Origin of the sequence: Aeromonas sp. FDAARGOS 1414, assembly GCF_019047065.1 — a bacterium.
Lineage (GTDB): Bacteria > Pseudomonadota > Gammaproteobacteria > Enterobacterales > Aeromonadaceae > Aeromonas > Aeromonas veronii_A.
In genome coordinates this window covers 4,121,360-4,142,443 of sequence record NZ_CP077210.1, presented here as the reverse complement: position 1 = coordinate 4,142,443, position 21,084 = coordinate 4,121,360, and the positions used below count along the sequence as shown (strand labels likewise).

The window sequence follows — 21,084 nt, the reverse complement described above, 5'->3', positions numbered from 1 at the left end:
ATCCACCTGATAACGATGCCTGCATGATGACGAAGCTTGAACGCCCCTACTTTTCCAGCGTGCACGAGACCGATGAGGGGCTAAGCAGCCCCCTCTCGCTCTACTCCGTTTATGAGGCGATCGATGTGGAACTGCGGGCTCCCCACGAGATGGACGGTTACCACTGGCATGGCCAGGTGGAAGTCAACATCCCGTTCGATGGCGATGTGGAGTACACCATGAATGGCCAATCCTTTACCCTGGCGGCAGGGCATGCAGGGTTGTTCTGGGCGGCCATTCCCCATCAGCTGACCCGTATCGGCCACTGCTCGCAGATGGGCCTCATCAATATACCGATCCATCTGTTTCTCTCCTGGCCCATCAATCGGGAGCTGCTGAATCAGGTCACCCATGGCGGCGTACTGCAGTCGCGATCAGCCATGCTGGTGAGCGAGTTTGAACTGACCCGCTGGGTCACGGAGAGCCGGATGGATGACCCTAGCCGTCAGCAACTGGTTGCCGACGAGATCTGCCTGATGTTGCGGCGCCTAGGGCTGGATGGCTGGAGCCGCCTGCTCGCCAACCACAGCAATCAGGGGACGACGACGGGTGCCTCAAAACACTCCCAGTTCCATGTGCAGCAGATGCTCGAATACATTGCCGCCCACCATGATGCCCCGCTCACCACCAGGGAGCTGGCCGATCATGTTGGGTTGCACCCCAACTACGCCATGGGGCTGTTTCAGAAGGTGATGCAGATGAGCATCAAGCAGTACGTCACCGCGATGCGGATCAACCATGCCAGAGCCCTGCTCAGCGATACCGACCGTACCATCCTCGATGTCGCACTGACGGCAGGTTTCAACTCCAGCAGCCGCTTCTATGAGACCTTCCAGCGTTATCTGGGGCTGACACCGAGTCGCTACCGCCAACTGAGTCGGGAACGGGCCAACTCTTCGCAGTAAATTCCCAAATAAAAAAGGGGCTCACGCCCCCTGATTCAATCTCTCCCCGCTTAGCGGGACGGTACCGATACATTCACTCGTCCACCCGGCGGCACAGTCACCTCGACCGCACTCACAGTGACTCCGTTGAGGCGCTGCATACGCGCCTTGCGCAGCTTGCCATCCACCAGCAGGAATCCGTGGTTGCCCGGGAAGCGGGCCTCCCAGAACAGCGCGCGCGGCCCCGTGTTGCCCAACTTGCTGGCGGTAACGCCCTCATGGCGCAGTGACAACCGGTGGGCCCCGACCGGCAGTTGCTCGATGGCTACCCAGTCGATGAAAGCGGGCAATCGGGACAGGGTTGCCACCCGGTGCGCGGCCGCATCCGGCTCAACCCCCATCATCCCCTCCACGGTCTGCGACACCAGCGTAAAGGAGATCTCCGGATAGTCGCCATTGGTGCCCTGACTAGGCCGCTCATGGGGGAGATTTCGCTTGGCCAGAATGTAGCGCATCCAGCGCCACGCCTCCTCGTTGCGCTGATAGGGGAAATAGGTATCCGGCAGATAGGTGTAGGCCTCGATGTTGGCGGGTGCCTGTGGTGTCGAGCCGATCCCCTCGCCCACCATCTCGCTGATAAAGTCGAGATAGCGGTCATTGCGCGGCCCCGGCTCTGATAGCCGCTTCATCGGAATAAACCAGCTGTTCTCCTTGCCAAAATCGTTGCGCTTGCTGAGATTGCTGTCGAGGATGCGGGCATAGTGGCCCTGCTCATCCCCGGCAACCCGGCTCCACTCCTCGTTGAAGTAGCGCTTCAGCAGCACCGCCTTGCGCTGCCAAACTTGCGCCGCCCGCTTTTCACCGCGAGCCTGCAGCATAGCGGCATAAGCCAGCGTCGCCTGATACTGGGAGCCGATGGCATCGGCTGCCTCTATCGGGTGCTCACCCCGCTCGTTGTAGGTGCAGGATCCCTGGAAAATACCTCCCTTGCCCTCGGCGATCCCGTTGGGGTGCTGCTCATCATGCAGCGCGATGAAGTCGGTCAGCACCTTGCCGTAAAAGGACCACAGCTCGGGATCCTCGATATAGCGGCGATCGCCGCTCCAGAGGTAGGCGTGGTAAGCCTTCTCCACCAACTCGAACTGGGCGGGCACCTCGCGCACGAACCAGCTGTCGTCCTTGTAGTCGATGGTGTGGGGAGAGCCATCAAAGTTGAAGGCCCAGAGGGTATACCACTTGCGCGCGTCGGTGGCATTGCGAGCAAACACCTTGAACATCGAAAAGTTCTCGGCGCGCCAGCCAGCAATCTCGGCACCGGCAACCTGATGGGCAAAGTCGCGTCCGTAAAAGGCCGTGCGATCGTAATAGCCGGCCCAGTATGAGGGGATGTAGTCATGCAGGCCGGTGCCATCCCCCTCCGGGTGGTACTCGTCCTTGTTGGTGACGCCACGCTGGCCGGTCATGATGAACTGCGCCGTTTTGGCGGCCGCCCAGTTGAATCCTTCCGCCAGTTCGGTGCTGGAAGAGCTGAGATGCACGGCCGGTTGCGATGCTGCCTCCACTCCGGCGGCGACCGCCGGCTGCGCACAGAGGGTAGCGATGCCTGCCGCCATCATGGCGCATGAGAGACGGGCCCGGCGACTCATTGGATATCCCATGTTCAACTCCTTTGATGATGAACGCCGACCCCAAGGTCGGCGTTATAGGTGAAAGAGATCAGCTGGCCGCCGCCTGCGCCTGCTTGGCCTCGATACTTTCGGATTCATATTTGCACATCAGATGATCTACCACCTTGCTCTGGTAGTGGCCGTTGAGCTTGTAGAAGCGGAAGTAAACAAACAGGGTCAGGGCAAAGAAGATGGCCGGCAGCACCACCATGATGGCCTGCATGCCGAAGAGGGTTTCGGCACTCTGCACCGCATTAGGGACATAACCGACCAGAGTCAACATGACACCGATGAAGAAGCCGGCGAAGGCCGAGCCAGCCTTGACCACCATGGTCTGCACCGAGTAAGCGATGCTCTCGTTGCGGGTGCCAAGCTTGTACTCGCCATAGTCGACCGTGTCGGCGACCATGATCACCTGTAGCACCCAGAACAGGGCGGTACCTATGTGGAGCAGGATGCCGGAGAGGATGATCAGCGCGACATTCTGGGGAGCAATGAAACCGATATACATCAGCATCAGGCAGCTCGTTATGGGGCAGAGTGAGGCCAACGCCCAGAGCACCCGCCGCGAGATGAAGCGGGCCAGCCGCGGGAAGATCATCAGGGTGATCAGGTTGGCGATGCCCCCGTACATCATGAAGCTGGGAAAGAGGGACTCCTGACCAATCACATAGGTAAAGTAGTAGATGGCGAAGGCGGTGATGGTGTTGTTCGCCACGTTGTAGCAGAGCGCCATAAACAGCACGCTGGTGAGCTGATCGTTGCGGAAAATAAGCTTGACCGAATCCATGATGGTGGTGCGCTGCTGACTGACAGTGGGGGTCGCGGCCGAGCTGTAGCGCTCCTTAACATTGCGCAGGGTGACCAGGGTCGAGACAAGAAAGAAGGCGACCAGGATGAAGGTGAACATCAGAAAACCGTGGGCCTTGTCCCCCTGGCCAAAATAGTCCACTACCTTGAGGCCGATGGCACCGGTAATAAGCCAGGAGAGACTGGCAAAGAAGCGGGGATAGGGAACCAGTGCCTCGCGCTCGTGCTTATCGATGGTCAACGTTGGCACCAGCGACCAGAAGGGGATATCCATCAGGGTATAGGTCATGCCCCACAGGATGTAGGTGATGGCCACATAGACGAGCAGGGCCGTCCCTTCGAAATAGTGGGCACTGAACACCATCACCAGGGCGATGGAGTTGACCACTGTACCGATCAGTATCCAGGGTTTGAACTTGCCCCAACGGCTACGGGTATTGTCGACAATCCACCCCATGATGGGGTCATTGACCGCATCCCAAATCCTGGCAATCAGAAAGATGGTGCCGACGAAGGCAGCCGACACCCCCACCACATCCGTGTAGTAGAACATCAGGTACATGTAGACGATGCCGATGGCAAAATCCTTGCCGAAGGCCCCGAAGCCATAGCTCAACTTGGTTTTCAGCGAGACGCTCATGGTTTATCTCCTTGGGGGTTAAGCCCCCCGCAGGGGGCTCTTGCTCAGCCGTGAATCCACTCCGGCAACCAGCCGCGGTGGGCTTCAATCAGTTCGTCGATCAGGGCGTAGATCTCGTCCATGCCAAGCACTGCTGCGGTGTGGGGGTCGAGCAGGGCTGCATGGTAGATGCTTTCCCGCTTGCGCTCGGTGATCGCTTCGGTGACTAGCGCCTGCACGTTGATGTTGGTGCTCATCAGGGCGGCCAGATGGGTTGGCAGCCGACCGATGGCGGTGGGCTGAATGCCGTTGGCATCCACCAGACAGGGCACCTCCACGCAGCAGCCATCCGGCAGGTTGGTAATGAGGCCGTCGTTTCTGACGTTGCCATAAATGACGCTGGGCTGACCGCTCCAGAGGGAGTTGATGATGACGCTCGCATACTCGTTCGATTCGGGCACCTCGACCCGTTCGGCCTGACGATAGGCAGTGAGGTCATCCTGCCAGCGGGCAATCTGCTCGACGCAGCGCTTGGGATACTCGTCTAGCGGCACCTTGTAGCGCTCGATGAGATCAGGGCGCCCCGGCTTGATGAAGTAGGGGGTGTACTCGGCAAAGTGTTCGGAGGATTCGGTAACGAAGTAACCAAACTTCTTGAACAGCTCGTAACGCACCAGATTCTGGCAACGCTGGTTGTGGTGCAGGCCGGGCTTAGGGGCAGTCCCCGCTTCATAGGCAGCCAGCAGCTCGGGATAGAGATTGACGAATTCGCCGCTCTCCAGCTGACGCTCAAGGGTCAAATAGAAGGCCATGTGGTTGATACCGGCACAGCGATAACGCAAGGTCGTCGGATCGATGCCGAGATCACGGGCCAACTCGTGCGCCGTTCCCTGCACCGAGTGGCACAGTCCCACCTGCTTGATATGAGGGAACTGTTGATACATGGCCCAGGTGTTCATCGCCATCGGGTTGACGTAGTTGAGCATGGTGGCGTCGGGGCACACCTCGCTCATTACCTCGCACACCCGCCAAAGATGAGGGATGGTGCGCAGTGCCCGCATGATGCCGCCGGGCCCAAGCGTATCGGCAATGGTCTGTTCGAGACCGTGGCGTTTGCACACCTCGAAATCGGTCACGGTACAGGGCTCGTAACCGCCGATCTGGAAAGCAACGATGACAAAGTTGGCCGCTGCCAGCGCAGGTTTCAGCTCGGTATGGCAACTGAGCAGCCCCTTGGCACCGCTGGAATCCATCAGCTTGCGCACCACAATCTGGGACTCTTCCAGCCGCTGTGGATCTATGTCCATCAGGGAGATGTTGGCATTTTTCAGGGCCGGTTTGTGAAACACATCCCCCAGGATGTTCTTCACAAAGATGGTAGAGCCTGCGCCGATAAAGGTGATATTGGGAGTTCTCATGTCCATTGCTCCAATGACGGTGAAACCAGTGTGCCTACTATGCAGGGCTGGTCCCGTCAGGTGCGTCTCGCTTACGGAACAGAGACTCCCAAAAACTCATTTTTGATGGGCTGGCTGACAAGATCTTAGAAAACGGGACACTTGTTCCCGAAAGTGGGACTCCCCTCTCCTGGCATCGACCGGCTCGCAGACAGCCGGAACGTTACTCCGTTACCCCGGATTCGAGCAGCAGGCACTCATCGGCATCTTCGCTCAATTTGACCAGTCGACTGTGCACCAGCCCCAGCTTGGCCAGCAGGCCGATGGATCGCTCGTTGCCCGGAGTGACGATGGCAACTACCTGCCCGATCCCCAACCGGCTTTTGCCATCGGCAAGGGTGGCCTGCGCCGCTTCAATGGCGTAGCCCTGGCCACGATATTGCGGCAGGAAGGCGTAACCGATATCGACCTGCTCCAGGGTATCGCGCTTGATCAGACCGCAGATACCGAGGCTGGCACCGTCATCCTTGCGCTCCACCAGATAGAGCCCGTGACCATAGCGGGCATAGCTGACTGCCGGCCCCTGCTGGATATACTCCTGCGCCTGTTCGAGGGTGCGAATGCCCCGATCACCGATGTAGCGATAGAAGTCACCGTCATTGAGCAGCTCAAGGATGAAGGGGGCGTCGGTGGCGATCATTTCGCGCAGGATCAGGCGGGAGGAGGCAATCATGGCAAGGGCTCTCAAACGGAAAGTGAAGGGCAAAGAGTGCCCCGTCACTCCCGGGCTGGCAAGCCTGTGGCACCATCACTCATACAAAAGGGGCCGCAGTGCGACCCCTGACGAGATGGGAGAAACGGGCTCAGGCGGCCAGCAGTCCGGCATAGCCGTTGCCCTGCTCGCGCAGCGCAGTGAACTGGGCAGCGCAATCGGCCCAGCTCAGCCCCAACGCATCTGCCACCTTGTGGGGCCACTCAGGGGGCACCTCTTCCCCCACATCGGACTGGGCCGCCAGCACAATGGCCAGATGGATCAACCCGGCCTCGGCGGAAAATACCTTGGCCAGCATGGGATTGTAGTGATACTCCACCGCATTGCTGATGGTATCGGGAAACTTCCAGTAACGAGCCATGGCCGCCCCGACCTGGGCATAGTTGAAGCCAACCACCAGCTCTTCTGCCTTGGCCCGCCCCTTGTGCAGCTCCAGATCGTGAATATGGTGGACAGTGTTTTCAGGCAGCCCCACGTGCATCACCAGCCGGCCAAGATCGTGCAGCAGAGCGCAGGTAAAAACCTCATCTCCCTTCATCCCTTTCTTCACCGCCAGACGGCGGGCCAGTTCAGCCACGTTGAAGACGCAGCCCCAGAAATGTTTGAGATCAATGCCGGGCACGGCCTTGACCGATTCGGTGAGCCCGCAGGCCAGCACCATGTTGCGCACCATCGCCAACCCCAGCCGCACCGCGGCTTCATTGACGGTGCCGATCTGACGACTGCTGCCGAATTTGGCCGAGTTGGCCAGCCGCAGCAACTTGGCGGAGATGACAGGGTCCTTGTTGATCAACTTGCTGATCTTCAGCAGATCCGGATCCTTTTCATTGAAGGTCTGGATCAAATCGCGCATCACTTCAGGGATCTGGGGCAGTAGCTTGGGCTCAGCCAGCAGGGAATCTATCGTGGGCATAGGCGTGTCCATCCATGTTATCTGTGTTCCAACCTGTTTGCCTTGGCAAACTCTTCCTAATTATGGGTAACAAATGGCCTCCTCATCGGATTGTTTATTCGCTGGCCATTCAAGGTGTTAGTCACATTCAGGCTATACTGGCCGCCACATTCACTGTTGCGGATATCCCATGAACGACACTCAGGAATTTTTTGACGAAGAGACGCTGCTGGAGATGGTGGAGAACCAGCTCAACGATGGTCACCCTCCCCATGTGAAGGCGACCCTGATGCGGCTGGTGATGAAGGGCACCCCGCGGGAAGAGGCGTTGCAATATATCGCCTGCGCCCTAGGGGCCGAGCTGATGGCGATGGAGGCCGATCAGGGCCCCTTCAATCTGACCCGCTACGGCGAATTCCTCGACAGCCTGCCCGAGATGCCGTGGGCTGACTGATAACCGGAGCTGACCAAGGCGCTACGCCTTTGCATGACTCCTTAAAAACAGAAGGGCGGGCGCCAATGGCCCCGCCCTTGTTGTATGGATCCGCTCCGGATCAGAACTGGGAGTTGATGACCACCTCTTCCCCCAGCGCCCCTGCCAACGGCAGTGGTCGATAGCTGGAGTTGGCGGCCCGCAGCAGCCGAATGCCGCGAATGCCGACCTCCTGCGCCGCCTTGATATCACCGTAGAAGAGCGTCATCTGCTTATCCTTGAGCCACTGCACCTTGGTGTTCTGCCCCGCTGGCCACCGGCGAAGATCACCGGATTGAGCTGGTCGGCCGGAATATTCATGGTCTGCTGCAGGATCTGGCTCACGGTCTCGGTCTTGGTGGCTAGCCCCCCATTTTATCCGCCCGGGATAAGCCTCCACCAACCAGGATATGACAAGCCTCTTTTGACCCTAGATATCGGCTGGAAGAGCCAGAGTGGGCTATAACTGCTTAACACCCGCTATTGATATCAAAATCAACGACTCTCTCTGGAGATGCCATGGACGCGCACACTTCCTCTTCCAATACCACAGGTTCGGCCCCTTCCACTCATCATGCCGGGATAGACACCCTCGATCAGGTGCTGGTACGGCTCGAACTCTCGCCAGAGGGGCAGATCCTTGATGCCAACCCGCGATTTCTGAGCCTCATGGGCTACACGCTAGATGAGCTCTCCGGCAAGCACTACGGCATGCTGCTCTCCCCGGACCAGGTGCAATCCGCCACACATGACACCTTTCAGGCAGCACTGCGCAGCGGCTCCTCGCAGGAGGACGAGCTTCACCTGCTGGACAAGCCGGGGCGGGATGTCTGGATCCGTGGAGCCTGCAGCCCGGTTCTGGATGACAATGGACAACTATCTCGTATGACTCTGTACGCCATGGATCTGACCGGGCAGAAGCAGCTCACGGCCAGCTTCGAGGGCCAGCTCAATGCGCTGAGCCGGGTCATGGGCAAGGTCGAGTTTTCGCTGGAGGGCACCATACTGGATGCCAATCCACGCTTTCTCGACATAGTGGGTTACCAGCTGGAAGAGCTGAAAGGGCAACACCACAGGCTGCTGGTTGACCCAGACTACGCCCAGTCGGCGGATTACCTCGCCTTCTGGGACACGCTGCGCCGGGGCGAGTTTCTGGCTGGCGAATTCTGCCGCCTGAACAAGCAGGGACAGGAGGTATGGATCCAGGGCTCCTACAACCCCGTGCTGGATCTGAACGGCAAGCCCAGTAAAATCGTCAAGTTTGCCACCGACATCACGGCGCAGGTGGAGCAGCACCGCCAGCTCAAACAGGCGATGGTGGAAGCGGAAGAGGCCGCCAGAGTGCGCGAGGAGCTGCACAAGTCTCTGCAAGAGATGTCGACCCCTGTCACCCCTATCTGGGACGGGATCCTGCTGCTGCCACTGGTTGGGATCATCGACTCCATGCGCACTGCCGACGTGATGAACAAGTCGCTCACCAAGATTGCCGAAACCCGCGCCCGGGTCTTTGTGCTGGATATTGCCGGAGTCGCCACCGTGGACACTGGCGTCGCCAACCAGCTGATCAAGATCACCAAGGCGACCCAGTTTATGGGCTGTGAAGCCATCATCTCGGGAGTCTCCCCCGCCATTGCCCGTACCATGGTGGAGCTGGGGGTGTCGGTCGGTGACGTCCGTACCACGGCGACCCTGAGAGACGCCTTCGAAATAGCGCTCAAACGGGTTGGCTCAGCCCTCTAGGTCGCGGCAATGACCATGCAGCTCAACAACGATCTTGGCATCGCCGATATGGCCGACTGCATAGTAGTCAGCATGCGCCCCGATCTCGGAGACGACGGCATGCAGATGCTGATGCAGGCCCTCTCCCAGCGACTGGTACACGGGCGTCACCATGCAGTCTTGCTCGACTTCTCCGGCGTCATGCTACTGGATCACCATGAATTCAGACAGGTTTGCAAACTTGCCGAGGTGTGCCGTCTGTTGGGTGCCACCTGCCTGCTGGTAGGGCTAAATGCCGGGATCGCCGCATTTCTGGCGCTAGCCGAGGCACAGCCCGGGCCACTGCGCTGCTTCATCGACATGGACGACGCTTTTGCCCATGTCAGCCGCCTCCAGGGCGAGGAGTAAACCGCCATGATACAAGAGCATGCGACCCGGGAGGCCAGCTATCCGCTACGCCACGATATCGATCTGCACCTGGCTGTGATGTCGGTTCGTCGGCTCCCATTTATCGCCAACCTATCCGACGTGGATCGCGCCATGCTCTCCACCGTGGTCTCCGAACTTGGCAGCAATATCCTGAAATACGCCGGGCAGGGGGAGATCACCCTGATGCTCCATCACCCGAAGGGGAGATCCTGCATCGACATCATCGCCCGTGACAAAGGGCCCGGCATATCGGATGTCTATCAGGCCCTGCAGGATCACTACAGCACTTCCGGCACCCTGGGACTGGGACTGCCCGGCGTGCGGCGCATGATGTCAGAGCTCACCATCAGCACACCGCCGGAAGGGGGCACCCTGGTGCAGGCGCGCAAATGGCTGGGTTCTGTACCCTCGGTCCCACGTCTCATCACGCCCACCCAACAATGGGGGCAGGCAGGTCTGACACTGGTCTGGGCTAGCGAAAACAGACCCTGTTATCCGGAAAAGGTCTCCGGCGATCTGGTCTTTATCCGGCCCACATCCGACGGCGTCTTGCTGGTACTGATCGATGTCAGCGGCCACGGCTCCTCGGCCAACAAGCTGGCACTGATACTGCAAGAGGCGCTGCAAAACACCCCTGAACAGGAGCCGGCACCTCTGCTGCAGCTGTTGCACCAACACTGCATCGGTACCCGGGGAGCGGCCGCTGGCATAGCCCTGGTCAACAGTGAACGGGGTGAACTGAGCTACGCCGGCATCGGCAACACCCGCATCTGTCTGCGCGGCCATGACCTCTGGCGCGGTATCTCCCGTGATGGGGTGCTGGGGGAGCGCTTCCCCACCCCCTTGCTGCAACGGCAGCCCATCAAGCCGGGGGATGTGCTGATGCTCTATTCGGATGGCATCAGCGAGTCACTCAACCTGCGTGACGGCGCACTGGATCTGGGGGCTGATCCCGTCATTCTGGCCCGTCAAGTCATAGACCATAGTGGGCGCAGCACCGACGATGCGAGCTGTATTGTGCTGCGGGTACAACCAGAGAAGGAGCGCTAGATGCGGCAGCTGATCGGTGATATCAGGCTCTCTGGCCCGACGGCAGCCCTCACCGCCAGACGCAAGGTGATCCAGGTGCTCACCTGCATCGACAAGAGCCCCACCTTCGTGGCGCCGCTGGCGGGTACCACCTCGGAGCTGGTGCGCCAGCTGACGGCAACCATCGACTCACTGCAACTCCAGCTTTGGCTGGAGAGCAATACGCGGGAGCTGTGGGTCTCCCTCTCGGCCGACGAGCCACTGCAGCACAACGCACCCGGTGCAACCCATGGCAGCATCCGGCTGGTTCCTCATGCTGACACCGCCATCGCTCTGGTATGCCACCTGCCACACTGGCCCGATGACGCTCTGCTGTTGCAGATGCAGCAGCAGTTCGCTGAACCGACCCGGGATGAGCTGTTCGCCGTGATGCAGACCAAGAATCAGGAGCTGGAGCAGGCCTATGAGCTGGCAGAAAGCGCAACCCGGGCCAAAAGCGATTTTCTCGCCAACATGAGCCATGAAATCCGCACCCCGATGAACGCCATTCTGGGTATGGCCCACCTCGCCCTGCAAACACGCCTCGACTCGCAGCAGGCTGATTATCTGGGCAAGATCCAGCGCTCGGCCCATCACCTGCTCGGCATCATCAACGATATCCTCGACTTCTCCAAGATCGAGGCGGGCAAGCTGGATCTGGAGCAGATCGAGTTCGATCTCGACCATGTGCTGGAAAATCTGGCAACCCTGGTGGGCGAGAAGGCCGAAGCCAAAGGCATAGAACTGCTGTTCGAGGTCGATCACCAGCTAGACACCCTGCTCTATGGCGATCCCCTGCGGCTCGGCCAGATCCTGATCAACTACGCCAACAACGCAGTCAAATTCACCGAGCAGGGGGAGATACTGGTCAAGGTCACTTGTCTGGAGAAACGACCGCAAGAGGTGCTGTTGCACTGCTCGGTGCAGGACACGGGGATCGGCATGAGCCAGGAGCAGCAGCAACGGCTGTTCCAGTCTTTCCAGCAGGCGGACAGCTCCACCACCCGCAAATACGGCGGCACCGGCCTCGGGCTCGCCATCTCCCGCGAACTGGCGGCACTGATGGGAGGGGAGGTCGGCGTGCAGAGCGAACCGGGCAAGGGAAGCACTTTCTGGTTTACTGCCCGACTCGGCCGCGGCAGATACCGCTCACGCTATCTGCCAAGTCTGGATCTGCGTGGCCGCCGCATACTGGTGGTCGACGACAGTGCCAGCGCCCGCACCATACTGGCTGCCCTGCTGCGCAGCATGAGTTTCGTGGTCGACACCGCCGAATCGGGTCAGCAAGGGCTGCAGATGATCGCCTGTGCCGAGCAGGAAGGTAACGCCTACGAGGTGGTGCTGCTGGATTGGCACATGCCCGGGCTGGATGGCATAGAGACGGGGCGCCGCCTCATCGCCCGCGGCCTTGGCAAGCGGCTTTATCGGGTCATGGTGACAGGTTATGGGCGGGAAGAGATTTTTCGCGAAGCAGAGGCCGCCGGCTTTGATAGGGTACTGGTCAAACCAGTCTGTGCCTCTGTGTTGTTTGATACCATCATTGGGCTGTTCGGCCAGCAAACCACGGCGACTGCCTTGAAGCCCACCCAGCCTACCCACAACTATCGCTTCGAGGGACTCCGTATACTGCTGGCAGAAGACAACGAGCTGAATCAGCAGGTGGCCATGGAACTGCTGCGAGCGGCGGGCATCGACGTCAGCATTGCTGCCAATGGTGCCATTGCTCTGGAAATGGCTGCGCAACAACCATACGACCTGATCCTGATGGACATGCAGATGCCGGTGATGGATGGACTGACTGCCACCCGTCAGTTGCGCCAGCAAGAGAGCGAAGGGCACCACACTCCGATCCTCGCCATGACGGCCAATGTCATGGCCGGTGACCGGGAACGCTGTCTGGCGGCCGGTATGGATGACCACATCGCCAAGCCCATCGACCCCGACAAGCTTTATGCCGCACTGCAGTGCTGGGCCCCTGCCTTCAGCGTTGAAACCGATGCAATACCCAAGAGCGCACCTTCACCACAGCACCAGCCATTGCAGCCTCAGTTAAGAGCGCTCGGACTCAATGCCGAAGCCGCCCTGCAACGGCTGATGTACAACTGGGGGTGGTATCAGGATCTGCTGCAACGATTTGCCCAACAGGGCACCCGGCCCATGCAGAGCCTGATCGCCGCCCTGCAGAAGAACGACCGGGAGGAGGCCCATCGTCAGGCCCATACCCTCAAGGGGATTACCGCCACTCTGGGCGCCGAACCACTGCGGGGTATCTCGGCCAGGCTGGAGAGTGCACTCTCCCGGGGGGATGACACCACCAGCCTGCTTCCACTGGCGGAACAGGGGCTGCAGATGCAGCAGCAACTGAGCGATGGCCTACAGGCCCTGCTACCCACCCAGACCACAGCCGACCTGCCGGAGCAAGAACAAGTCGACCTGGCGCCCCTGCTGGCGCAGCTGATCCGGCTGCTGGCGGAAGATGATGCCGGAGCTCTGACCCTGTTCCAGCAGCATCAGCAGCAGCTGACGAGAGTGCTGGGAGAGACGGCATCCAGGATGGCTGACGCCATTACCGGCTTCCGTTTTACGGATGCACTTGCACATCTGCAACGAGTCCGGGCCCTCAGGCCCGATCTGTTCAACCAAGAGTGAGGGCACCACCATGCTCAACCTGCTGGATCCCGATACCAAGCCCACCCTGCTGGTGGTCGATGACACCCCTGAAAACCTCTCATTGCTCAGCGCCTTGCTCAGCCCACAATACCGGGTCAAGGTCGCCATCAGTGGCCAGCGGGCACTGGAGATACTGTCATCAGACTCCCGGGTAGATTTGATCCTGCTTGATGTCGTGATGCCCGGGATGGATGGTTATCAGGTGATGCAGGCACTGCAGGAGATGCCGCAGGCACGGCATATTCCGGTGATTTTTCTGACTGCCAAGGTAGAGGAGAGCGCCGAGGCACATGGACTGGCTCTCGGCGCCGTGGACTATATTCACAAGCCGATCTCCCCCGCCATCGTGCTGGCCCGCGTCAGAAACCACCTTGAGCTGAAGGCGGCACGGGATCTGCTACATGACCAAAATGCCTATCTGGAGCAGGAGGTGGAACGACGCACCCGAGAAAACGAGCTGATCCAGAACATCACCATCCACTCCCTCGCCTCTCTGGCCGAAACCCGGGACAACGAGACCGGCAACCACATTCTGCGCACCCAGCATTATGTGAAGCTATTGGCGGAAACTCTCTGCGAGCACCCTCGCTTTCGTGCCGAGCTGACCCCCAAGACAATAGAGCTGCTGTTCAAGTCGGCCCCCCTGCACGATATCGGCAAAGTCGGCGTACCGGACCGGATCCTGCTCAAACCTGGCAAACTCGATGAAGATGAGTTCGCCCAGATGAAACACCACTCCACCCTTGGCAAGGAGGCCATAGTCCACGCCGAGGAAGCGCTGGGGGTAGAGGTGGAATTTCTGAGACTGGCCAAGGAGATCGCCTGCTACCACCACGAGAAGTGGGATGGCACCGGCTACCCCTACGGTCTGATAGGAGATGAAATTCCCCTCTCGGCCCGACTGATGGCGCTGGCAGATGTGTACGATGCCTTGATCAGCAAGCGGTGTTACAAGGCAGCCATGACCCATGCAGAGGTGGTGCCCATTATTTTGGCGGGAAGGGGCAACCATTTTGATCCCGACATCACGGATGCCTTCGCTCACATCCACGTGCAGTTTCACGAGATCGCGCTGCGCTACAACGACGACAAGAGCGATCAGGAGGCCAAACTCGACTAGGTGCTGGAATCAGCAGGCAACAAGTCAGTGAAGATGAAACCATCGCGCTCCACCGTCTCCCCCGTGCAGATCGCCAGCGGGCGCAGAAACATGGGACCATCCCAGGCCAGAGTGTGAAACTCGCCGTTCTCGCCGCACGGATCGACCCCCGCCGGCAGCGCCGCCAGCAGTGCCTCGTCAAAATCGTGGCCACCCAGGCTGGCATCCAGCTTGTTCGGGTCGAGAGCACTGATCCGCGCCTTCAACCCAGCGGCCACCATCTGCGACGCCAGTTCACGGGTATTGCTGCCCCACAGCGGGAACAGTGGTTCGATGCCGGTGCCTGCCAGCTGCTTTTCACGGTAGGCGCGCACATCCTCAAGGAACAAGTCGCCAAAGGCCATATGGCGGATCCCCTGTGCCACCACATCGGCGATAAAGCCGGTCATGATGCGGGCGTAATCCTCGTTGCTGCAGGGCCAGGGCAGATCGATGGTGATGAGGGGCAGCCCGACGCAGGCGGCCTGTTCGGTCAACAGCTGCTTGCGCACCCCGTGCATCGCCACCCGCTCGAATGCCTGATTGAGGGTGGTAAACAGCCCCACCACCTCGATGGCGGGATCCTGCCGCAACTGATGCAGAGCCCATGCGCAATCCTTGCCGCTGCTCCAGGAGAGCAGTACCCGTTTCTTTTCCATCATTCCTCCGCCAGCGGGGCACTCGGATTGCCCCAAAAAGATGCAAGACAGTGTTGCGAATTGCGCGATTTACACACAAGAGGCAGGCAGCATACTCTCGATCACCTGTATATGCCCCTTGTCCGGGGTGACAATAACTAAAAAAACCGATGGGAAACATACGGATATGACCACGACCACACAACAACACGATCACGCCCGCCCCCTCAATCGACAGGATTACAAAACTCTGAGCCTGGCTGCCCTCGGCGGCGCGCTGGAGTTTTACGACTTCATCATCTTCGTCTTCTTCGCCGTGGTCATCGGCGAGCTGTTCTTCCCGGCCGACATTCCCGAGTGGCTGCGCCAGTTCCAGACCTTCGGCATCTTCGCCGCCGGTTATCTGGCCCGCCCGCTTGGCGGCATCATCATGGCCCACTTTGGCGATCTCATCGGTCGCAAGCGGATGTTCACCCTCAGCATCATCATGATGGCGCTGCCGACCCTGTTGATCGGTCTGCTGCCCACCTATGCGGTGCTCGGCATCGGCGCCCCCATCGCCCTGCTGGGATTGCGGATCCTGCAAGGCGCCGCCATCGGCGGTGAAGTGCCGGGCGCCTGGGTATTTGTCGCCGAGCACGTTCCTGCCCGTCGGGTCGGGGTCGCCTGCGGCACGCTCACGGCGGGATTGACGGCCGGCATCCTGCTCGGCTCCCTCATCGCCACTGCGGTCAACAAGAGCCTGACCCCGGCCGAAGTGAGTGACTGGGGCTGGCGAGTTCCCTTCCTGCTGGGCGGTATCTTCGGCATCGTCGCCATGTACCTGCGTCGCTGGTTGCACGAGACCCCGGTTTTCGCCGAGATGAAGGCCAACAAGACCCTGGCTGACGAGCTGCCCCTCAAGTCGGTGCTGCGCAACCACAAGAGCAGCGTGGTGGTCTCCATGCTGCTCACCTGGCTGCTCTCCGCCGGTATCGTGGTGGTGATCCTGATGACCCCGACCTATCTGCAGAAGGTTTATGGCATCAGCCCGGCGGACGCCCTGACCGCCAACTCGCTGGCGATCATTGCCCTGACCCTCGGCTGCATCGTCTATGGCCGACTGATCGACCTGCTGGGCAGCGGTCTCACCTTCATGTTCGGCTCCCTGCTGCTGGCAGGCTCCAGCTACGCCTTCTATCACGGTCTGGCGGCCGGTACGAGCCAGCTGGTGCCGCTCTACATGCTGGCGGGCTTTGCGGTCGGGATTGTCGGCGCCGTGCCTTACGTGATGGTCAACGCCTTCCCGCCGGTGGTGCGCTTCTCAGGTCTGTCGTTCTCCTACAACGTGGCCTACGCCATCTTCGGCGGCCTTACCCCGATGGCGGTGACCCTCTGGATGAAGAGCGACATGCTGGCCCCCTCCCACTATGTGGTAAGCCTGTCGGTGCTGGGTTTCGCCATCGGCCTCTGGCTCTGGTTCCAGCAACGGGCCATCCGGCAACAGCAAGCGCCGCAAGCGGCCTGAACCGAACATCAAGCCCCGGTATCTGCCGGGGCTTTTTTGTACTGCTTATGTTCAGTTTCGCCAGCATAAGATAGCCTCCCTCTTGAGTCAGGTGACCACCTGGATCAAGGTATTCCCATTCATCCCTGCTATCCGAGGCTCAACATGTTCTTTCAGGTCGTATTTCTCGCTTTGCTGGCGTTGCTGCCCATGGTCAATCCGCCTACCACGGCCACCCTGCTGCTGGGGCTGAGCAAGGGGATGTCGCGCGAACATGTGCGACGTCAGGTCAATATGGCGGCCATCTATCTGTTCTGCACCCTCTGCATCACTTTCTTTATCGGCTCCTCGATTCTGGATCTGTTCGGTATCTCCATTCCGGGTTTGCGCCTAGCCGGGGGGCTCATCATCGGCTTTATCGGCTTTCGCATGCTGTTCCCCGCCCCCAGCCAGCAGAGCGGGGTCGATATCAACCAGAGCATTGCCTTCGTACCACTCACCATGCCCAGCATGTGCGGGCCGGGCACCATGGCGCTGGTGATAAGCGGGGCAGCCCAGATTGCCGAGCTGCCTGACGAGTACAACCGCCTCACCATCTATGGCGCCATGGTCACTGCGTTTGCCCTGATGAGCCTGATCAGCTGGGGAGTATTGAAGCTGGCGGATCCGGTCTGCAAGATCCTTGGCGCCACCGGCATCGATGCCATGACACGCATCATGGGCTTCCTGCTGGTCTGCATGGGTATGCAGTTTTGCATCAACGGCATCAAGGAAGTGGCACAGGATCCGGTCTTCCACGGCGGCCAGGCCGTGCAAACCGCACCGGCGCTACCGCAGGCTTCCGGCACGTTTGATCAGTTGCCGCAAAAGCCCGTCAGCCCTGATTGAAAACGGTATCAAAAAGTCCCTGACGATCTGCACTGATCTTGTTCCTGATCATGTTATTGACACAAAAATGGGTTAGTTTGTTTTTTATACAGACTTTATTCAGACGGACGCTGATAGGTTTGTTGATGAATACCCACTCAACTTCAGGAGAGTATGCAGATGGAGAAGATACTGACCGAAATAGGGAGCCATAGCCTGTTTCACGAGTACCTGAACGTGGTTGGGATTGCGAGCCCATCCCTCGCCAAGATTGAGCAACACTGGGAATATAAAAAGCGGGAGCAGCTGGTCGCCAAAATCCAGATCGACAAACAGGGCAATGCCCGTTACTTCATCGATGCTCGCGCAATATCCATCAACTGATACCGAATAACCAGCCAGCCCCGCTCCACCGAACGGGGCTTTTTGTTGTCTGCGATCCCGCACTCGCTGACCCGCATTATCTCTGCTGTTGCCAGAAGCTCTGTTTGTTTTTTGTACAGCACTCATTCAGCTCGACATGGCTATCTTGTATCTGCCCCCCTTGTTCCAGAAGAGTGCCCATATGACCAAGATGCTGACCGAAATCGGCAGTCATAGCCTGTTTCACGAATACCTGAATGTGCTCGGCATAGCCAATCCAGCTCTTGCCAACATAGAACAACTGTGGGAACACAGGCAGCAAGAGAGGCTGCTCGCCAAAATCCAGATCGACAAACAGGGTAAAGCCCGTTACTTCATCGACGCCCGCGCCATCTCGGTCAATTAACACTGATGATTCTGCAAGCCCCGGCCTACTGACCGGGGCTTTTTGTTGCATTCCCATCAAGCAGGCTAGCCAATCCCCCTGTCACCCCCTCTTCTCTCCATACTCCTCTAATGGAATTTTATCTCCTTTAAAAACAAAATAACTGGAATAATTAATTATGCGATGCTGATCTCATAATAAAAATCAAAAATCGTTCATGATGGCCAACATCAAAAAAGATGATTTACGCCGGGAATGGCGACGACCTGAAGTAGAGGAAGCGATGACCATTGACCTATCAAGCATGATTACCGAAACCCGCAATCCAGCCAGCATCGAGATCGATCAGCTCCCGACGCTGGATATGCTGCGGATCATCAATCAAGAAGATCAACACGTTGCAGTGGCTGTAGGCCAACTGCTGCCCGAGATCGCCAAGGCGGTCGATGCTATTGCAGCCGCATTTGGCAAAGGCGGCCGCCTGATCTACATCGGGGCTGGCACCTCCGGGCGCCTCGGCATCCTGGACGCCAGCGAATGCCCGCCCACCTACGGGGTCTCTGCCGAGCTGGTCATCGGCCTGATTGCCGGGGGCCACAAGGCCATACTGCAGGCGGTGGAGAATGCCGAAGACGATGCAGAACTCGGTGCCAACGATCTTAAAAATATCCACTTCAGTGCCCACGACGTGCTGGTGGGTATCGCAGCCAGCGGGCGAACCCCCTATGTGCTGGGCGCCATGCAATATGCCAAGAGCCTGGGTGCCACAGTGTGCAGCATCAGCTGCAACCCGGGCAGCCCGCTCGCCAAAGCGGCCGACATCAGCATGGTCGCCGTGGTCGGCCCCGAGATTGTGACCGGCTCCTCCCGCATGAAAGCGGGCACAGCCCAGAAGCTGATCCTCAATATGCTCTCGACCGGCGCCATGATCCGTACCGGCAAGGTCTACGGCAATCTGATGGTGGATGTGGAGGCGACCAACGCCAAACTGGTGGAGCGCCAGAAGCGCATCGTCATGGAAGCAACCGAATGTGATCGTGGCACGGCCGAGCAGGCTCTTGCTGCCGCAGATAACCATTGCAAGACCGCCATCGTGATGATCCTGGCCAATATCTCCGCCAGCGAAGCACGAGAGCGGCTGAAAAGCAGCGGCGGCTTTATCAGCAAATGCACAGATTAATCGGCCGACCGCACATTGGCCGCGCCAGCAATGGCGACAGGATAACAACATAAGCGGGGGCATCCGCCCCCTCACATCAGACTGACCGGGTTCTTTATGGCAAAAATAACTGATTCCATGATTGGCCAGATCATCCAGGCCATCGGCGGCCGGGATAACATCACCAACTGTGGCCACTGCATGACCCGCTTGCGGCTGAGCCTGGCGGACAGCCTGCATGCCGATCGCGATACCATCAAACGGATCGCCGGGGTGATGGGGGTGATTGAAAGCGACAACCAGTTCCAGATAGTGCTTGGTCCGGGCAAGGCCCAGACCGCCTGCGAAATGATGAACGGCATGCTGAGTGCGGACGCGGGCATCCTCACCGCCCCCCGCCCGCAATCAGCGGATCTTGTCGACATCGCCGCCGCCAACAAACAGGCGCTGAAGCAGAAACAGAGCAGTGCGGCGCACCGCTTCCTGGCCAAGTTTGCCACCATTTTCACACCGCTGATCCCCGGTTTTATCGCTGCGGGTCTGCTGCTCGGCTGCGCCACCCTGATCGAGCAAACCCTGCTGCTGGAAGGACAGCAGACAGGGGGCATGCTGGCCGAATTTGTCGGCTACATGAAGCTCTTCAGCAAGGGATTGTTCAGCTTCCTCAGCATACTGATCGGCTACAACGCCCAGAAGGCGTTTGGTGGCTCCGGCGTCAACGGTGCCATCATCGCCTCTCTGTTTGTCATGGGTTATGACCCTCAGGCCAGCAGCGGCATCTACTCCGGTATCACCGACTTCTTCGGCCATCAGATCGATCCCCGCGGCAACATCATCGGCGTGCTGATCGCCTGCATCATAGGCGCCTCAGTTGAGCGCCAGGTTCGCCGCTACATGCCGGACAGTCTGGATATGATCCTCACTTCCTGCATCACCCTGCTGATCATGGGAGCCGTCACCTTTATCCTGATCATGCCCCTCGGCGTGCAGCTCTATAACGGCATGTCCTGGCTCTTCATCAACCTCAATGGCAACCCGTTCGGTACCGCTATTCTGGCTGGCCTGTTCCTCATCTCGGTGATGTTCGGCATCCACCAGGGATTCGTTCCAGTCTACTTTGCGCTGATGGATGCCCAGGGCTTCAACTCCCTGTTTCCTATCCTGGCGCTGGCCGGTGCCGGACAGGTAGGGGCTGCGCTGGCGCTCTACAGCCGGGCAGGCAAGGATTCCCTACTGCGCACTCAGGTGAAGGGCACCATCATTCCGGGCATTCTGGGGGTCGGTGAGCCGCTCATCTACGGCGTCACCCTGCCGCGGGTCAAACCCTTTATCACGGCCTGCTGCGGTGGTTCGCTGGGGGGCTTCGTGGTTGGCCTGATCTCCTGGCTGGGTCTGCCGGTCGGCCTCAACACCGTCTTTGGACCATCCGGTATCGTCGCCCTGCCGCTGATGACCTCCGCCCAGGGGATCTTCCCCGGCATGATGGTCTATGCGGTCGGCCTCGCCGTCGCCTACCTCGGCGGCTACCTCTTCACCCTGATGTTCGGCTGCAAGAACGTCGATCTGAGTTAATCACTCCTCCGGATTTCTAGCCAAGGTCTGGCCCCGAG

20 protein-coding genes are annotated in these 21,084 nt (G+C 59.4%); 13 read left to right on the top strand and 7 right to left on the bottom strand.

Annotated elements, in window-relative coordinates; genetic code table 11:
- The first annotated feature begins 23 nt into the window (after positions 1-23).
- Positions 24-944, top strand: coding sequence for a transcriptional regulator MelR (gene melR / locus I6L44_RS18795; protein ID WP_216952770.1), 921 nt, complete (start codon positions 24-26; stop codon positions 942-944).
- A gap of 50 nt (positions 945-994) precedes the next feature.
- On the opposite strand, the gene I6L44_RS18790 is transcribed toward melR, so the two are convergent.
- The 5 genes from I6L44_RS18790 to I6L44_RS18770 all read right to left on the bottom strand — a co-directional run bounded on the left by I6L44_RS18790 (position 995) and on the right by I6L44_RS18770 (position 7,101).
- Positions 995-2,581 carry a hypothetical protein gene (locus tag I6L44_RS18790; RefSeq protein WP_216952769.1) on the bottom strand — a complete coding sequence of 529 codons (1,587 nt, stop codon included), beginning with the start codon at positions 2,579-2,581 and terminating at the stop codon, positions 995-997.
- Between the two features lie 58 nt (positions 2,582-2,639).
- A complete protein-coding gene (gene melB / locus I6L44_RS18785; protein WP_216952768.1) occupies positions 2,640-4,040 on the bottom strand; it encodes a melibiose:sodium transporter MelB in 1,401 nt (466 codons plus the stop codon).
- 44 nt (positions 4,041-4,084) lie between these two features.
- Complete coding sequence (locus I6L44_RS18780; protein WP_216952767.1) at positions 4,085-5,437, bottom strand: alpha-glucosidase/alpha-galactosidase; 1,353 nt, start codon at positions 5,435-5,437, stop codon at positions 4,085-4,087.
- 202 nt (positions 5,438-5,639) lie between these two features.
- A complete protein-coding gene (locus I6L44_RS18775) occupies positions 5,640-6,149 on the bottom strand; it encodes a GNAT family N-acetyltransferase (protein ID WP_216952766.1) in 510 nt (169 codons plus the stop codon).
- 130 nt (positions 6,150-6,279) lie between these two features.
- On the bottom strand, positions 6,280-7,101 hold the full coding sequence (locus I6L44_RS18770; RefSeq protein ID WP_216952765.1) for an HDOD domain-containing protein: 822 nt from the start codon (positions 7,099-7,101) through the stop codon (positions 6,280-6,282).
- Between the two features lie 169 nt (positions 7,102-7,270).
- Between I6L44_RS18770 and I6L44_RS18765 the strand changes: the two genes are divergently transcribed.
- The gene (locus I6L44_RS18765; protein WP_042658108.1) at positions 7,271-7,534 is read left to right on the top strand and encodes a hypothetical protein; all 264 of its coding nucleotides are present in this window, start codon (positions 7,271-7,273) and stop codon (positions 7,532-7,534) included.
- Positions 7,535-7,634: 100 nt separating this feature from the next.
- On the opposite strand, the gene I6L44_RS20600 is transcribed toward I6L44_RS18765, so the two are convergent.
- Complete coding sequence (locus I6L44_RS20600; RefSeq protein WP_302055900.1) at positions 7,635-7,781, bottom strand: hypothetical protein; 147 nt, start codon at positions 7,779-7,781, stop codon at positions 7,635-7,637.
- A 290-nt stretch (positions 7,782-8,071) separates the two neighbouring features.
- Between I6L44_RS20600 and I6L44_RS18755 the strand changes: the two genes are divergently transcribed.
- From I6L44_RS18755 to I6L44_RS18735, 5 genes are read left to right on the top strand one after another with little or no spacing between them, the layout of a single operon-like run.
- Positions 8,072-9,292, top strand: a complete 1,221-nt coding sequence (locus I6L44_RS18755; RefSeq protein ID WP_216952764.1) for a PAS domain-containing protein — start codon at positions 8,072-8,074, stop codon at positions 9,290-9,292.
- Between the two features lie 15 nt (positions 9,293-9,307).
- A complete protein-coding gene (locus tag I6L44_RS18750) occupies positions 9,308-9,679 on the top strand; it encodes an anti-anti-sigma factor (protein ID WP_216954502.1) in 372 nt (123 codons plus the stop codon).
- 6 nt (positions 9,680-9,685) lie between these two features.
- On the top strand, positions 9,686-10,750 hold the full coding sequence (locus I6L44_RS18745; protein WP_216952763.1) for an ATP-binding SpoIIE family protein phosphatase: 1,065 nt from the start codon (positions 9,686-9,688) through the stop codon (positions 10,748-10,750).
- On the top strand, positions 10,751-13,417 hold the full coding sequence (locus I6L44_RS18740) for a response regulator (protein WP_216952762.1): 2,667 nt from the start codon (positions 10,751-10,753) through the stop codon (positions 13,415-13,417). It begins immediately after the preceding gene.
- Positions 13,356-14,558, top strand: a complete 1,203-nt coding sequence (locus I6L44_RS18735; protein ID WP_216952761.1) for an HD-GYP domain-containing protein — start codon at positions 13,356-13,358, stop codon at positions 14,556-14,558. Before I6L44_RS18740 ends, I6L44_RS18735 begins: the two co-directional genes overlap by 62 nt.
- On the opposite strand, the gene I6L44_RS18730 is transcribed toward I6L44_RS18735, so the two are convergent.
- Positions 14,555-15,235 carry an adenine nucleotide alpha hydrolase gene (locus tag I6L44_RS18730; protein WP_216954501.1) on the bottom strand — a complete coding sequence of 227 codons (681 nt, stop codon included), beginning with the start codon at positions 15,233-15,235 and terminating at the stop codon, positions 14,555-14,557. The genes I6L44_RS18735 and I6L44_RS18730 overlap by 4 nt on opposite strands.
- Positions 15,236-15,401: 166 nt before the next feature.
- On the opposite strand from I6L44_RS18730, the gene I6L44_RS18725 reads away from it, so the two are divergent.
- From I6L44_RS18725 to murP, 6 genes are all read left to right on the top strand, one after another.
- Complete coding sequence (locus I6L44_RS18725) at positions 15,402-16,721, top strand: MFS transporter (protein WP_151287144.1); 1,320 nt, start codon at positions 15,402-15,404, stop codon at positions 16,719-16,721.
- 144 nt (positions 16,722-16,865) lie between these two features.
- Positions 16,866-17,588, top strand: a complete 723-nt coding sequence (locus I6L44_RS18720) for a MarC family NAAT transporter (protein ID WP_151287145.1) — start codon at positions 16,866-16,868, stop codon at positions 17,586-17,588.
- Between the two features lie 159 nt (positions 17,589-17,747).
- Positions 17,748-17,951, top strand: coding sequence for a hypothetical protein (locus I6L44_RS18715; RefSeq protein ID WP_216952760.1), 204 nt, complete (start codon positions 17,748-17,750; stop codon positions 17,949-17,951).
- A 181-nt stretch (positions 17,952-18,132) separates the two neighbouring features.
- Entirely contained in the window at positions 18,133-18,336 is a 204-nt protein-coding gene (locus I6L44_RS18710; RefSeq protein ID WP_041209699.1) for a hypothetical protein, read from the top strand.
- A gap of 262 nt (positions 18,337-18,598) precedes the next feature.
- Positions 18,599-19,495: an N-acetylmuramic acid 6-phosphate etherase gene (gene murQ, locus I6L44_RS18705; protein ID WP_216952759.1), complete on the top strand. Its 897-nt coding sequence runs from the start codon at positions 18,599-18,601 to the stop codon at positions 19,493-19,495.
- 96 nt (positions 19,496-19,591) lie between these two features.
- Positions 19,592-21,046 (top strand): PTS N-acetylmuramic acid transporter subunit IIBC, encoded by a 1,455-nt coding sequence (gene murP / locus I6L44_RS18700; RefSeq protein WP_041234056.1) that lies wholly within the window; start codon positions 19,592-19,594, stop codon positions 21,044-21,046.
- Positions 21,047-21,084 lie beyond the last annotated feature (38 nt).

Bases quoted from the DNA above. Each gene is read 5' to 3' on its own strand.
- melR (WP_216952770.1), top strand. From the start codon at position 24: ATGATGACGAAGCTTGAACGCCCCTACTTTTCCAGCGTGCACGAGACC.
- I6L44_RS18790 (WP_216952769.1), bottom strand. From the start codon at position 2,581: ATGGGATATCCAATGAGTCGCCGGGCCCGTCTCTCATGCGCCATGATG.
- melB (WP_216952768.1), bottom strand. From the start codon at position 4,040: ATGAGCGTCTCGCTGAAAACCAAGTTGAGCTATGGCTTCGGGGCCTTC.
- I6L44_RS18780 (WP_216952767.1), bottom strand. From the start codon at position 5,437: ATGAGAACTCCCAATATCACCTTTATCGGCGCAGGCTCTACCATCTTT.
- I6L44_RS18775 (WP_216952766.1), bottom strand. From the start codon at position 6,149: ATGATTGCCTCCTCCCGCCTGATCCTGCGCGAAATGATCGCCACCGAC.
- I6L44_RS18770 (WP_216952765.1), bottom strand. From the start codon at position 7,101: ATGCCCACGATAGATTCCCTGCTGGCTGAGCCCAAGCTACTGCCCCAG.
- I6L44_RS18765 (WP_042658108.1), top strand. From the start codon at position 7,271: ATGAACGACACTCAGGAATTTTTTGACGAAGAGACGCTGCTGGAGATG.
- I6L44_RS20600 (WP_302055900.1), bottom strand. From the start codon at position 7,781: ATGACGCTCTTCTACGGTGATATCAAGGCGGCGCAGGAGGTCGGCATT.
- I6L44_RS18755 (WP_216952764.1), top strand. From the start codon at position 8,072: ATGGACGCGCACACTTCCTCTTCCAATACCACAGGTTCGGCCCCTTCC.
- I6L44_RS18750 (WP_216954502.1), top strand. From the start codon at position 9,308: ATGCAGCTCAACAACGATCTTGGCATCGCCGATATGGCCGACTGCATA.
- I6L44_RS18745 (WP_216952763.1), top strand. From the start codon at position 9,686: ATGATACAAGAGCATGCGACCCGGGAGGCCAGCTATCCGCTACGCCAC.
- I6L44_RS18740 (WP_216952762.1), top strand. From the start codon at position 10,751: ATGCGGCAGCTGATCGGTGATATCAGGCTCTCTGGCCCGACGGCAGCC.
- I6L44_RS18735 (WP_216952761.1), top strand. From the start codon at position 13,356: ATGCACTTGCACATCTGCAACGAGTCCGGGCCCTCAGGCCCGATCTGT.
- I6L44_RS18730 (WP_216954501.1), bottom strand. From the start codon at position 15,235: ATGGAAAAGAAACGGGTACTGCTCTCCTGGAGCAGCGGCAAGGATTGC.
- I6L44_RS18725 (WP_151287144.1), top strand. From the start codon at position 15,402: ATGACCACGACCACACAACAACACGATCACGCCCGCCCCCTCAATCGA.
- I6L44_RS18720 (WP_151287145.1), top strand. From the start codon at position 16,866: ATGTTCTTTCAGGTCGTATTTCTCGCTTTGCTGGCGTTGCTGCCCATG.
- I6L44_RS18715 (WP_216952760.1), top strand. From the start codon at position 17,748: ATGGAGAAGATACTGACCGAAATAGGGAGCCATAGCCTGTTTCACGAG.
- I6L44_RS18710 (WP_041209699.1), top strand. From the start codon at position 18,133: ATGACCAAGATGCTGACCGAAATCGGCAGTCATAGCCTGTTTCACGAA.
- murQ (WP_216952759.1), top strand. From the start codon at position 18,599: ATGACCATTGACCTATCAAGCATGATTACCGAAACCCGCAATCCAGCC.
- murP (WP_041234056.1), top strand. From the start codon at position 19,592: ATGGCAAAAATAACTGATTCCATGATTGGCCAGATCATCCAGGCCATC.